The sequence below is a fragment of the Lelliottia sp. JS-SCA-14 genome (assembly GCF_035593345.1).
In the GTDB taxonomy this organism is placed as follows: domain Bacteria; phylum Pseudomonadota; class Gammaproteobacteria; order Enterobacterales; family Enterobacteriaceae; genus Enterobacter; species Enterobacter wanjuensis.
The window spans coordinates 426,324-439,880 of the sequence record NZ_CP141606.1 but is presented as its reverse complement, the minus strand read 5'-3'; the positions used below and the strand labels follow the sequence as shown (position 1 = coordinate 439,880).

The following is a 13,557-nucleotide window of genomic DNA, read 5'->3' as shown; positions in this document are numbered from 1 at the left end:
AATAAAAAAATGGCATAGAAGCTGCATAATGGCGTGGGAAAGCATTGTTTAACTGGAGCGAGACCGATGAAAAAAGTCATCACGGTTTGCCCCTATTGTGCCTCGGGTTGCAAGATCAACCTGGTGGTCGATAACGGCAAAATCGTCCGGGCGGAGGCTGCACAGGGTAAGACCAATCAGGGCACGCTGTGCCTGAAAGGCTACTATGGCTGGGATTTTATTAACGATACCCAGATCCTCACCCCCCGTCTGAAAACCCCCATGATTCGCCGTCAACGCGGCGGCAAGCTGGAATCCGTCTCCTGGAACGAGGCGCTGGACTATGTCGCCAGCCGCCTGAGCGATATCAAAGCCAAATACGGCCCGGACGCGATCCAGACCACCGGCTCATCGCGCGGAACGGGGAATGAAACTAACTATGTGATGCAAAAATTCGCGCGCGCCGTTATTGGTACCAACAACGTCGACTGCTGCGCTCGCGTCTGACACGGCCCATCGGTTGCAGGTCTGCACCAGTCGGTCGGTAACGGCGCAATGAGTAACGCTATCAACGAAATCGATAACACCGATCTGGTGTTTGTTTTCGGCTACAACCCTGCGGATTCCCACCCTATCGTGGCGAATCACGTGATTAACGCGAAGCGCAACGGGGCGAAAATCATCGTCTGCGATCCGCGTAAAATCGAAACCGCACGCATTGCGGATATGCATATCGCGCTGCGCAACGGCTCGAACATCGCGCTGTTGAATGCCCTTGGCCACGTCATCATTGAAGAGAAACTGTACGACCAGGCGTTTGTCGCCGCGCGTACGGAAGGCTTCGACGAGTATCGCAAAATTGTCGAGGGCTATACGCCTGAGTCGGTGGAAGCGATTACCGGCGTCACGGCGCAGGAAATTCGTCAGGCGGCGCGAATGTATGCGGCGGCGAAAACCGCCTGCATCCTGTGGGGCATGGGCGTGACCCAGTTCTATCAGGGCGTGGAAACCGTGCGCTCCCTGACCAGCCTCGCGATGCTGACGGGCAACCTCGGCAAACCGCACGTTGGCGTCAACCCGGTGCGTGGGCAGAACAACGTTCAGGGTGCCTGCGATATGGGCGCACTGCCGGATACCTATCCGGGCTATCAGTACGTCAAGTTCCCGGAAAACCGCGCGAAATTCGCCAGGGCCTGGGGCGTGGAAAGTCTGCCGGAACACACCGGGTATCGCATCAGCGAGCTGCCGCACCGCGCGGCGCACGGTGAAGTGCGTGCGGCCTACATCATGGGTGAAGATCCGCTGCAAACCGACGCCGAGCTGTCGGCGGTGCGCAAAGGCTTTGAAGATCTCGAGCTGGTGATTGTGCAGGATATCTTCATGACCAAAACCGCGGCGGCGGCGGATGTGATTTTACCGTCAACGTCCTGGGGCGAGCACGAAGGCGTCTACACCGCAGCGGACCGCGGCTTCCAGCGCTTCTTTAAAGCGGTCGAGCCGAAGTGGGATCTGAAAACGGACTGGCAAATCATCAGCGAAATCGCCACCCGCATGGGTTATCCGATGCACTACAACAACACCCAGGAGATCTGGGACGAGTTGCGCAATCTGTGTCCGGATTTCACCGGGGCAACCTATGAAAAAATGGGTGAGCTGGGCTATATCCAGTGGCCGTGCCGCGATGAGTCAGAGGCCGATCAGGGCACGTCGTATCTCTTCGCCGAGAAGTTCGACACCCCGAACGGGCTGGCACAGTTCTTCACCTGCGACTGGGTCGCGCCTATCGACAAACTCACCGACGAGTATCCGATGGTGCTCTCAACGGTGCGTGAAGTGGGCCACTACTCCTGTCGCTCGATGACCGGGAACTGTGCGGCGCTGGCCGCACTGGCCGATGAGCCGGGCTACGCGCAGCTCAACACCGCCGACGCCGAACGACTGGGCATTGAGGATGAAGCCCTGGTGTGGGTGAACTCCCGCAAAGGCCGCATCATCACCCGCGCGCAGGTCAGCGATCGCCCAAACAAAGGGGCGGTGTACATGACCTACCAGTGGTGGATTGGCGCCTGTAACGAGCTGGTGACGGAGAACTTGAGTCCGATAACCAAAACGCCGGAGTATAAGTATTGCGCCGTGCGCGTCGAGGCGATTGTCGACCAGCAAAAGGCCGAGCAGTACGTGATTGATGAATATACGAAGCTGAAAGCCAGGCTGCGCGAAAGCGCGATGGGTTAATTCATTACGTATTCAATGAATAAATGGGGTGAGATATTCACCCCATTTTTATTTATATAAATCACATTAATATCATCAATATTATTCTGGAATAGATCTCGCATAAAGTTATGCAACTTTAAAAGAAGTGAATTACATCTTTGCATTTTAATTCAGAAGGATAAGATGGCGGCGGGTGCTTAAGACTTTCTGTTTTAAGCATGATGTTGAGCATTAGTGAGGAGCAGAAAGTGGAAAGCCCCAGGAAAATTTTCATTCACCTGAGGCTACTCTCTTTTAAATCCACATCAACTTCAGCCAGGTTGAGAGTAGCCTCTTATTCTTTTATACGCAAGGAGTAATAGGCATGACGCCATTAAAAACTGTGTTAGGCATTGTATTCATTGTTTGTCTAACTATCGTGATATTTACCTTTATTAATCGCGGCAAGCTTTGCGAGCTGACAATAAAGAGTGAACATCAGGAAGTGGCGGCGAAATTAGCCTGTATTGCTGGTTAATTTTGTGGGCGGGGTAACCCGCCCTGCTTGTCTGGACGTTGAGGTCTTAACGCACCCTTTTTATTCTTCTATAATCGCGACTTTACCCTAAATAATTCGAGTTGCAGGAAGGCGGCAAGCCTGAGAATCCCCAGGAGCTTACTTAAGTAAGTGACTGGGGTGAGCAGGTGCAGCCAACGCGCATGCAACTCGAAGTATGACGGGTATATACTGCGCGCTATGTACCCGGATGATAAGAACTCATGAAAACCCTTTTTACGCTGCTTTTTCTTTTTACCGCGTTAGCTCACGCAGACGAACCCGGCAGCCAGTATAAGCAACAGGCCGAGGCGGGCGATGCGCGGGCCCAGTACTATCTGGCCGACACTTACTTCAGCGCGGGTGATGATACTCAGGCGGAACAGTGGGCCGAGAAAGCGGCCAAAGGCGGGGACATCGATGCGATGGCGCTGCTCTCGCAAATCCACTTTAAACATGCCGACTACGCCGAGTCGAAAACTCTGGCGCAGCAGGCGACCATTGCGGGCAGCAAACGCGGGGCGATCATGCTGGCGCGTCTGCTGGTGAATACCCAGGCCGGGAAAACCGATTATCCGCAGGCGATCAAGCTGCTGCAAACCGCCACGGAGGATATCGACAGTGATTCCGCCGTCGATGCCCAGATGCTGCTGGGGCTGATTTACGCCAACGGCGTGGAGATAGCTCAGGATGATGCCCAGGCGCAGATGTGGCTCAAACGCAGCTCTGCCCTGTCGCGCACCGGTTATGCGGAATATTGGGCGGGTATGGTTTTCCAGCAGGGCGAAAAAGGGTTTATTGCCCCGAACAAACAGAAGGCGCTGTACTGGTTTAACCTGAGCTGTACCGAAGGGTTTGATACCGGATGTGAAGAGTTTGATGCGTTGAGCGGGGAGTAAAAAGCCTGATGGCGCTAGCGCTTATCAGGCCTACAAAAGACAATAATTCATCTGTAGGCCGGGTAAGGCGAAGCCGCCACCCGGCTTTTTTTGACCTTACTGATCCGCGGTCTTATCAAAACGACCCAGCACGTCGCGTTCGTACGCCAGCGCTTTTTTGCGGTCGAACTGATGTTCCCACTTGGCGATCACCAGCACCGCCAGCGCATTCCCCACCACGTTCAGCGCGGTACGCGCCATGTCGAGAATACGGTCCACACCGGCGATAAACGCCAGCCCTTCCAGCGGAATACCGACGCTGCCGAGCGTTGCCAGCAGCACCACAAAGGAGACGCCCGGAACGCCCGCGATCCCTTTCGAGGTCACCATCAGGGTCAGCACCAGCACGATTTCCTGCCACAGCGACAGGTCGATCCCGTACAGCTGCGCGATGAAAATCGCCGCGATACTCTGGTACAGCGTTGAACCATCAAGGTTAAAGGAATACCCCGTCGGCACCACGAAGCTGGTGATCGACGCCGGTGCGCCGTAGGCTTCCATCTTCTCGATAATACGCGGCAGCACGCTCTCGGAGCTGGCCGTGGAGTAGGCCAGAATCAGCTCGTCTTTCAGGATACGAATCAGGATCCAGATGCTCAGCCCGCAGATGCGCGCCACCAGACCCAGCACCACCAGCGCAAAGAACAGAATCGCGAAGTGAACCAGGATCACCAGCTTCGCCAGCGGCCACAGGGAAGCAAAGCCGAAGTTCGCGACCGTCACGGCGATCAGCGCAAACACACCGACCGGCGCGTAGCGCATCACCATGTGCGTCACTTTGAACATGGTTTCGGAGATAGAACGGAACACCGTTACCAGCGGTTCACGGTGCGTTGCCGGCAGGGAGGAAAGACCCAGACCAAACAGCACCGAGAAGAAGATGATCGGCAGCATTTCGCCCTTCGCCATCGACGCCACGATATTGGTCGGCACCAGCGACAGGATAGTTCCCATCAGGCCATGCGCATGGCTTTGCACGTCTGCAGTTGTGCTTTGGTATTTCGAAATATCCACCGTTGCCAGCTGCGACATATCAATCCCGGCACCCGGCTGGAACACGTTCGCCAGCGTAATACCCAGAATGATAGCAACCGTAGTGATCACTTCGAAATAGATGATGGTTTTCGCGCCGATACGCCCTAACTGCTTGGCATCGCCCACGCCCGCAATACCCACAATCAGCGTGGAGATCACAATCGGGACAACAATCATTTTGATCAGGTGGATAAAGATATCGCCCGCCGGGGACAACATGTTCGCCACCAGCCATTCGCGGTCGTCACTGTGATAATGCAGATAACTGCCCAGCAAGATGCCCAGCACCATCGCCAGCAAGATTTGCCAGGCGAGGCTGATTTTCAAATTTTTCATAAAAAAAGACTTCCTCAATGAAGCGCCCTTCCCCTCATGACTGGCAGGAATGGCACATACTGAAAGGGTATGAATTGTGTTGCGTTGGTTTATAGGGTTTTTAACGCGCCGTATCAGTATCATTTGCATGGCCTGCTGCGCAACCCTTAAAGAACGAGGCTTTCCACTGCCAAAAGGTCTTATGACGCTAATTTGTAATAATTCTTATAAATAACCTTTTGTTATAAAAACGCTTTTTTCCAGCCAATTGTGAATAATCCAGATTGTAAATTATTTCCCTTCAAAGTTTCATTTGCTGCTTTTTTCACCTGTTCATTTATTGCGTGATCTGTCGCCCAAATAACAAACAAAGCGACCAAAACCCCTACAATTAACGTTTTTGCGACATATTATTAACATCCTAAAAGGAGAACAAAAGCCATGAGCCAAATACACAAACATGACATTCCCGTAAACATTGCGGACCGTTGCCTGATAAATCCGGAGCAGTACCAGCAAAAGTATCAACAATCCATCTCCGAGCCTGACGCCTTCTGGGGTGAGCAGGGTAAAATTCTTGACTGGATCACGCCGTATCAGAAGGTGAAAAACACCTCTTTTGCGCCAGGCAATATCTCCATTAAATGGTATGAAGACGGCACCCTGAACCTGGCCGCAAACTGCCTGGACCGCCATCTTGCCGAGCGCGGCGATCAAACTGCCATTATCTGGGAAGGCGACGACGCCTCGCAGAGCAAACACATTACCTATAAAGAGCTGCACCGCGACGTTTGCCGCTTTGCCAACGTCCTGTTGGAGCAAGGCATCAAAAAAGGCGATGTGGTGGCGATTTATATGCCAATGGTGCCGGAAGCCGCCGTGGCGATGCTCGCCTGCGCGCGCATTGGCGCCGTCCATTCGGTGATTTTCGGTGGTTTCTCGCCGGAAGCGGTCGCCGGGCGCATTATCGACTCCAGTTCAAAACTGGTGATCACCGCTGACGAAGGCGTGCGTGCCGGTCGCGGCATCCCGCTGAAGAAAAACGTAGATGAAGCGCTGAAAAATCCGAACGTCAAAACCATCACCAACGTCATCGTGCTGAAGCGCACCGGCGGCAACGTCGAGTGGAAAGAGGGCCGCGACCTGTGGTGGAGCGACCTGATTGAGAAAGCCAGCGACCAGCATCAGCCTGAAGCGATGAACGCCGAAGATCCGCTGTTTATCCTTTATACCTCCGGCTCCACCGGCAAGCCGAAGGGCGTGCTGCACACCACCGGCGGGTATCTGGTTTACGCGGCCTCAACCTTTAAATATGTCTTCGACTATCACCAGGGCGACATTTACTGGTGTACCGCCGACGTCGGCTGGGTCACCGGCCACAGCTATCTGCTGTACGGCCCGCTGGCCTGCGGCGCGACCACGCTGATGTTCGAAGGCGTACCAAACTGGCCGACGCCTGCCCGTATGTGTCAGGTGGTCGATAAGCATAAGGTCAATATTCTCTATACCGCACCAACCGCGATCCGCGCCCTGATGGCCGAAGGCGACAAAGCCATCGAAGGCACCGACCGCTCCTCCCTGCGCATTCTCGGCTCCGTCGGCGAACCGATTAACCCGGAAGCCTGGGAGTGGTACTGGAAGAAAATCGGCAACGAAAAATGCCCGGTGATGGACACCTGGTGGCAGACCGAAACCGGCGGCTTCATGATTACCCCGCTGCCGGGTGCGACGCAGCTGAAAGCCGGTTCCGCGACCCGTCCGTTCTTCGGCGTGCAGCCTGCGCTGGTGGATAACGAAGGCAACCCGCTCGACGGCGCGACCGAGGGCAACCTGGTGATCACCGACTCCTGGCCAGGCCAGGCGCGAACTCTGTTTGGCGATCACGACAGATTCGAGCAGACCTACTTCTCGACCTTCAAAAACATGTACTTCAGCGGCGACGGCGCGCGTCGTGACGAAGACGGTTACTACTGGATCACCGGTCGCGTGGACGATGTCCTGAACGTCTCCGGCCACCGTCTGGGGACGGCGGAGATTGAATCGGCGCTGGTGTCCCATCCAAAAATCGCCGAAGCGGCGGTGGTGGGCATTCCGCACAACATCAAAGGCCAGGCGATTTACGCCTACGTCACCCTGAACCACGGCGAAGAGCCGACGCCGGAGCTGTACACCGAAGTGCGTAACTGGGTGCGCAAAGAGATCGGCCCGCTCGCCACGCCGGACGTGCTGCACTGGACCGACTCGCTGCCAAAAACCCGCTCCGGCAAGATCATGCGCCGTATTCTGCGCAAAATCGCTGCGGGCGATACCAGTAACCTCGGCGATACCTCAACGCTCGCCGATCCTGGCGTGGTGGACAAACTGCTCGAAGAGAAGCAGGCCATCGCAATGCCTTCTTAACTCACTTTTTTCTCCCTCTCCCTGTGGGAGAGGGTCGGGGTGAGGGCATCAGACCGCACCTTTCCCCCCTCACCCTAACCCTCTCCCTCAAGGGAGAGGGAATAATAAAAGCCCCTCCTCTACACCAATACTCTGGAGAGTTCTGTGATGAATACTGATATTTATCAACGGATAGAACATAGTGCGCATTTCAGGGAGCTCGTCGAAAAACGGCAACGGTTTGCCTTCATCCTTTCCATCATCATGCTGATTATCTACGTCGGCTTTATTCTGCTGATCGCCTTTGCGCCGCACTGGCTGGGCACCCCGCTGCACGCCGGAACCAGCGTCACGCGCGGCATCCCTATCGGCATCGGGGTAATTGTCATCTCCTTCGTGCTGACCGGCGTCTACGTCTGGCGCGCCAACGGTGAATTTGATCGTCTTAATAAAGCGGTACTGCGTGAGGTAAAAGCATCATGAAGCGAGTTCTGACGGCGCTAGCCGCCACACTGCCTTTTGCGGCCAATGCGGCCGATGCCCTTACCGGCGAGGTACAACGCCAGCCAACCAACTGGCAGGCGATTATTATGTTCCTGATTTTCGTGCTGCTGACCCTGTACATCACCTACTGGGCGTCGAAACGCGTGCGCTCGCGTAATGATTACTACACCGCGGGCGGCAATATTACCGGCTTCCAGAACGGCCTGGCGATTGCGGGCGATTTTATGTCTGCCGCCTCGTTCCTCGGGATCTCCGCGCTGGTTTACACCTCCGGCTACGACGGCCTGATTTACTCCCTCGGCTTCCTGGTCGGCTGGCCGATCATTCTGTTCCTTATCGCCGAACGCCTGCGTAACCTCGGGCGCTATACCTTTGCTGATGTGGCGTCGTATCGCCTGAAGCAAGGCCCGATCCGCACCCTCTCCGCCTGCGGTTCGCTGGTGGTGGTGGCGCTGTATCTGATTGCGCAGATGGTGGGCGCAGGGAAGCTGATCGAGCTGCTGTTCGGCCTGAATTACCACGTTGCCGTGGTGCTGGTGGGCGTGCTGATGGTGATGTACGTCCTGTTCGGCGGGATGCTCGCGACGACCTGGGTACAGATCATCAAAGCCGTGCTGCTGCTGTTCGGCGCAAGTTTCATGGCCTTTATGGTGATGAAACACGTCGGCTTTAGCTTCAACAACCTGTTCACCGAAGCCATGGCGGTTCACCCGAAAGGCGAAGCGATCATGAGCCCTGGCGGGCTGGTGAAAGACCCAATATCCGCCCTGTCGCTCGGGCTCGGCCTGATGTTTGGTACCGCCGGTTTGCCGCACATTCTGATGCGCTTCTTCACCGTATCAGACGCCCGCGAAGCGCGTAAAAGCGTCTTCTACGCCACCGGTTTTATGGGCTACTTCTACATCCTGACCTTTATCATCGGCTTCGGCGCGATCATGCTGGTCGGCGCGAATCCGGCGTTTAAAGATGCGGCGGGGCAGCTGATTGGCGGGAATAACATGGCGGCGGTGCATCTGGCTGATGCCGTGGGCGGCAACCTGTTCCTCGGCTTTATCTCCGCTGTAGCCTTCGCCACGATTCTGGCGGTGGTAGCGGGTCTGACCCTGGCGGGTGCGTCGGCGGTTTCTCATGACCTGTACGCCAACGTCTGGCGCAAAGGGGCGACCGAGCGTCAGGAGCTAAAAGTCTCCAAAATCACGGTGCTGATTCTGGGCGTGGTGGCGATCCTGCTGGGGATTCTGTTCGAGAAACAGAACATCGCCTTCATGGTCGGCCTGGCGTTCTCGATTGCCGCCAGCTGTAACTTCCCGATCATTCTCCTCTCCATGTACTGGTCAAAACTGACCACCCGTGGCGCGATGATTGGCGGCTGGCTGGGCCTGCTGACGGCGGTAGTGCTGATGATCCTCGGCCCGACGATTTGGGTGCAGATCCTCGGCCACGAAAAAGCCATCTTCCCGTACGAATACCCGGCGCTGTTCTCCATTGCCGTGGCGTTCATCGGTATCTGGTTCTTCTCGGCGACCGATAACTCGGCGGAAGGTAACCTGGAACGCGACAAATTCCGCGCCCAGTTTATCCGTTCACAAACCGGTCTTGGGATCGATCAGGGCCGCGCGCATTAATCGTTAATTCTCCCCGGCCGCTCTGGCCGGGGATTCTTTTTCAGAACATCACCCACGCCACCAGCGGTGCAACCAGCACCATTGTCACGCCGGAGAGCATCATCACCAGGCTTGCGACCACACCTTCCTGCTGACCGATTTCATACGACCGTGCGGTCCCCGCACCGTGCGACGCCGCGCCAAATCCGGCCCCTTTCGCCATCCCTTCGCGAATCGACAGTCGCAAAAACAGCATATCGCCCACCGCCATGCCGAACACGCCGGTCACGACGACAAACAGCGCCACCAGATCCGGCTGCCCGCCGAGAGGTTTCGCCGCCGCCAGCGCAAAGGGCGTGGTGACGGAACGCACCGCCAGACTGCGCTGGATCTCATCGGACAAAGTGAACAGACGCGCCAGCCAGACGGAGCTGGTCACCGCCACGACGGTGGCCGTCACCACGCCCGCCGTGAGCGACATCCAGTGGCGTTGGATCACCGCCAGGTTGTCGTAAACCGGCACGGCAAACGCGATGGTCGCCGGCCCGAGCAGCCACAGCAGCCAGTGGGATTCGCCGATGTAGTTTTGCCAGGAGATGTGGCCGAAGACCAGCATCAGCACCAGTAAAATCGGGGTGAAGACCAGCGGCATCAGCGGCAGGGCGTGAAAGCGGCGGTAGAGGCGTTTGTTGGCGAAGTAGATCACCAGCGTGACCACCAGACACAGAACGCTGACCTGAAAGTTAGTCATGCTTCTGCCTGCTGATTTCAAAGCGATAGACTTTATCGACGACCCACGCCGTCGCACCCAGCACCATCAGCGTGCTCAGGGCGATCACCGCGAAAATCCGCCAGCCGTCGACCATCAGCAGCTGCGCGTAGTTCACCACCGCCACCACCGCCGGAACGAAGAACAGCAGCATCTCCGCCAGCAGCCAGCGGGAGCCCGCGCGGATCCAGCTCAACGGGATGACGCGGCACAGAATCAGCGCGAGCATCAGCACCATGCCGACCAGATTGGCGGGCAGCGGCAGGTGCAGCCATGTCACGAGATATTCAGCGAAAACAAACAGTGCGGCATAGAGCAGTACCTGAACCGGTACCTGGAGCCGTTGCACAACAGCAGGCGTAACACGACTTAACGCCACGGCCATGGGGGAATTCCTCAGAAATGAGATGAAGCGCCAGTATAGTGACCACACGAAGTGGACTGAAATGAATTAAAATCATCAAAGGTATAGTTTCGAGGAATAATCATGGACATAAGAACGCTGCGCTATTTTGTCGAAGTGGTTCGCCAGCAGAGTTTTACCCGCGCAGCGGAGAAGTTATTCGTCACCCAGCCCACCATCAGCAAGATGCTGAAAAATCTCGAAGATGAACTGAACTGTACCCTGTTGATCCGCGACGGTCGCAAGCTGCTGCTGACCGACACCGGGCGCGTGGTGTTTGAGCGCGGCCTGGCGATTCTGGCCGAATTCCGCCAGCTGGAGGCGGAGCTTGGCGATATTAACCATCTGAATAAAGGCCTGCTGCGCTTAGGCATTCCGCCGATGGTCGGGATGATGATGGCCGGGCCGATCAGCCTCTATCGTCAGCGCTATCCTGGCGTGGAGCTAAAGATTTCCGAGTTCGGCGGCCTGACCGTACAGCAGGCGGTGATGAACGGCGAGCTGGATCTGGCGATGACCGCCCTGCCCGTCGAAGAGGACAGCGGCCTGGCGACGCTGCCGTTGTTCAGCCATCCTCTTTGCGTGCTGGTCCCGCGCTCCGGGGACTGGATGCACATCGACACCGTAAAACCGGAGTTGCTGGCGGAACATCCGCTGCTGATTTACAACGAAGATTTCGCCCTCAGCCGCCAGCTGATGCAGCTGTTCCACCAGCACGGCGTCAAACCGCGCATCGCCGTGCGCAGCGGCCAGTGGGATTTTCTCGCCGCCATGGTGCAGGCGGGCGTCGGGATTGCGATATTGCCGCAGCCGATTTGCGAGCGGCTGGATAAAAACACGCTGCGCTGGATCCCGCTCGAGAGCGATCTGCACTGGCAGTTAGGGATGATTTGGCGCGACGGGGTTTATTTGTCGCACAGCGCCCAGGCGTGGTTGACGTGTTGTGAGGGGTTTTGGGTGAAGGGGGAGTAGTCGTTTGTTTCCCCTCACCCTAGCCCTCTCCCAAAGGGAGAGGGGACAGTTCGGAGCGGTTTTTCGCCCTCTCCCTATGAGAGGGATAGTTCGGTTTTCTCCCTCTCCCTGTGGGAGAGGGTCGGGGTGAGGGCATCAGGCCGCACCACCCCTACTGCTCAATCAACAACGCTTCCAGCAAATCCAAATCATGCAGCAGCTTCTGCAGCGTCTCATTGCTGATCTGCCTTGTCGCACGCAAATGGTAAAGCTCGGCCCGCTCTGAGCGCAGCGCCGCCAGACGGAAGCGGCGCTCCAGATCCTCTTCCTGCATCGAGCTTTCGACGTCGTTACGCCCATCGGCGCGGCGGCGCAGGTTACCAATGACCCGCGAACTCACCTCTTTCAGCAGCTGATTATCGATGTTCTCTTCAGCATCCGACGCCAGGCGCTCTTCCATCTTCTCGATGGCGACAATCGCCACTTCAGCCGTTGCGGCGCGCGCGATGCGCTCCTCTTTATGCTGCTGCGAATGGTCGGCCACTTCCAGATGTTGCAGCAAGATCGGCAGCATCACCACGCCGATAAACAGCGAGAACAGGATCACGCCCGCGGCGAGGAACACCAGCTCGTAGCGCGCCGGGAAGACGTTGCCGTCCGGCAGCAGCAGCGGAATCGAGAGCACACCGGCGAGGGTAATCGCCCCGCGTACGCCCGCAAACGAGGCGATCAACAGCTCGCGTGTGGACCAGGAGCCAAACTCCATCGGCTTCTTGTGCAGAAAACGCAGGCTGAATTTTTTCATCGTCCACAGCCAGCCGAAACGCACCAGCATCAGCGCCAGATAAATCAGCACGATATCGGTAAACAGCATCCAGGTTTCGACGTTCGGGTCAGCCTCGGCCGCCACCAGCGAAGACTCCAGAATGCCCGGCAATTGCAGGCCCAACAGCAGGAACACCATGCCGTTGAAGACAAACTCCAGCATCGCCCAGGTGCTGTTGGCGCGCAGACGCATCGCCAGCGGCGCGCGGCGCATCACGCCCGCACGCGTGATGGTCATCCCCGCCGCAACGGCCGCCAGGATGCCCGACACGCCGATATGTTCGGCAATCAGGTAAGAGGCAAACGGCAGCAGGAACAGCAGGACGATCTGCGTGGCGGGTTCGTCCCCGCCCCAGCGGCTGAGGAACCCGAGGGAGCGGCCGTACAGCCAGCTCACCACAAACCCGGCCAGGATACCGCCGATGGCCACTTTGAAGAATTCAACGGTCGCGCCGCCGATGGTGAAAATCATCGTTCCCATCGCCACGGCGACGGCAAATTTCAGGGCCACCAGGCCAGAGGCGTCGTTCATCAGCGCCTCGCCCTGCAGGATGCCCATGATTTTCTTCGGTATGCGGCCTTCGCCGACGATACCGGAAAGGGCTACCGCATCCGTTGGCGACAGCACGGCGGCCAGCGCAAAGGCGGGTATCAGCGGAATGCCCGGCACCACCCAGTAGATCAGGAACCCTATCCCGACCACCGTGACGACGACCAGCGCCAGCGCCAGGCCAAATATCTCTCGCCCGTGTTCAAGAAACTCACGCGTCGGCGTTTTCCAGCCGTCGGCAAACAGCAGCGGCGGGATGAACAGCACGAGGAACAGCTCGGGATCGAACTCGACGTGCAGGCCAAACGTCGGCCACGCCAGCAGCGCGCCTATGGCAATTTGCATCAGCGGGAGGGGTAACTGGAAGGGCAGTACGCGGGTGACTACCCCGGAAAGTGAGACCACAAGGGTCATGATGAGTATTGTGAAGAAGATTTCCATGCGTTCCCTGTTTGCGTGTTTCTTATTGTCTAAAACATGAAGCGTCGTGCCTCTATTTTACATTTCCCAGAGTAACGCAAAAGACAACGAAGTGGGGTCCGAAAATAAAAAC

General features: G+C 57.0%; 11 protein-coding genes. 7 read left to right on the top strand and 4 right to left on the bottom strand.

Translation table 11 applies throughout. The annotated features are described in order from the left end of the window. Window positions 1-66: 66 nt before the first annotated feature. From fdhF to U9O48_RS02035, 3 genes are all read left to right on the top strand, one after another. The gene (gene fdhF / locus U9O48_RS02045; RefSeq protein WP_285150145.1) at window positions 67-2,214 is read left to right on the top strand and encodes a formate dehydrogenase subunit alpha; all 2,148 of its coding nucleotides are present in this window, start codon (window positions 67-69) and stop codon (window positions 2,212-2,214) included. A gap of 346 nt (window positions 2,215-2,560) precedes the next feature. Next, window positions 2,561-2,713, top strand: a complete 153-nt coding sequence (locus U9O48_RS02040; RefSeq protein ID WP_285145605.1) for a Hok/Gef family protein — start codon at window positions 2,561-2,563, stop codon at window positions 2,711-2,713. 242 nt (window positions 2,714-2,955) lie between these two features. Next, window positions 2,956-3,630, top strand: coding sequence for a tetratricopeptide repeat protein (locus tag U9O48_RS02035; protein WP_285150146.1), 675 nt, complete (start codon window positions 2,956-2,958; stop codon window positions 3,628-3,630). Between the two features lie 96 nt (window positions 3,631-3,726). On the opposite strand, the gene gltP is transcribed toward U9O48_RS02035, so the two are convergent. After that, a complete protein-coding gene (gltP, locus tag U9O48_RS02030; protein ID WP_282494743.1) occupies window positions 3,727-5,040 on the bottom strand; it encodes a glutamate/aspartate:proton symporter GltP in 1,314 nt (437 codons plus the stop codon). 420 nt (window positions 5,041-5,460) lie between these two features. Between gltP and acs the strand changes: the two genes are divergently transcribed. The 3 genes from acs to actP all read left to right on the top strand — a co-directional run bounded on the left by acs (window position 5,461) and on the right by actP (window position 9,527). Continuing rightward, window positions 5,461-7,419: an acetate--CoA ligase gene (gene acs, locus U9O48_RS02025; protein ID WP_324723424.1), complete on the top strand. Its 1,959-nt coding sequence runs from the start codon at window positions 5,461-5,463 to the stop codon at window positions 7,417-7,419. A gap of 147 nt (window positions 7,420-7,566) precedes the next feature. After that, window positions 7,567-7,881: a DUF485 domain-containing protein gene (locus U9O48_RS02020; RefSeq protein ID WP_095280408.1), complete on the top strand. Its 315-nt coding sequence runs from the start codon at window positions 7,567-7,569 to the stop codon at window positions 7,879-7,881. Then, window positions 7,878-9,527 (top strand): cation/acetate symporter ActP, encoded by a 1,650-nt coding sequence (gene actP, locus U9O48_RS02015; RefSeq protein WP_282494745.1) that lies wholly within the window; start codon window positions 7,878-7,880, stop codon window positions 9,525-9,527. Before U9O48_RS02020 ends, actP begins: the two co-directional genes overlap by 4 nt. A gap of 40 nt (window positions 9,528-9,567) precedes the next feature. Here the strand turns inward: actP and U9O48_RS02010 are convergent, their stop codons facing one another. After that, window positions 9,568-10,257, bottom strand: coding sequence for an LrgB family protein (locus U9O48_RS02010; protein ID WP_324723423.1), 690 nt, complete (start codon window positions 10,255-10,257; stop codon window positions 9,568-9,570). Beyond that, window positions 10,250-10,660: a CidA/LrgA family protein gene (locus tag U9O48_RS02005; RefSeq protein WP_324723422.1), complete on the bottom strand. Its 411-nt coding sequence runs from the start codon at window positions 10,658-10,660 to the stop codon at window positions 10,250-10,252. Before U9O48_RS02005 ends, U9O48_RS02010 begins: the two co-directional genes overlap by 8 nt. 102 nt (window positions 10,661-10,762) lie before the next feature. Between U9O48_RS02005 and U9O48_RS02000 the strand changes: the two genes are divergently transcribed. Further along, on the top strand, window positions 10,763-11,650 hold the full coding sequence (locus tag U9O48_RS02000; RefSeq protein ID WP_324723421.1) for a LysR family transcriptional regulator: 888 nt from the start codon (window positions 10,763-10,765) through the stop codon (window positions 11,648-11,650). Window positions 11,651-11,801: 151 nt separating this feature from the next. Here U9O48_RS02000 and U9O48_RS01995 read toward each other — a convergent pair whose 3' ends face one another. Continuing rightward, window positions 11,802-13,445, bottom strand: a complete 1,644-nt coding sequence (locus U9O48_RS01995; protein WP_282494749.1) for a Na+/H+ antiporter — start codon at window positions 13,443-13,445, stop codon at window positions 11,802-11,804. Window positions 13,446-13,557: the final 112 nt, after the last annotated feature.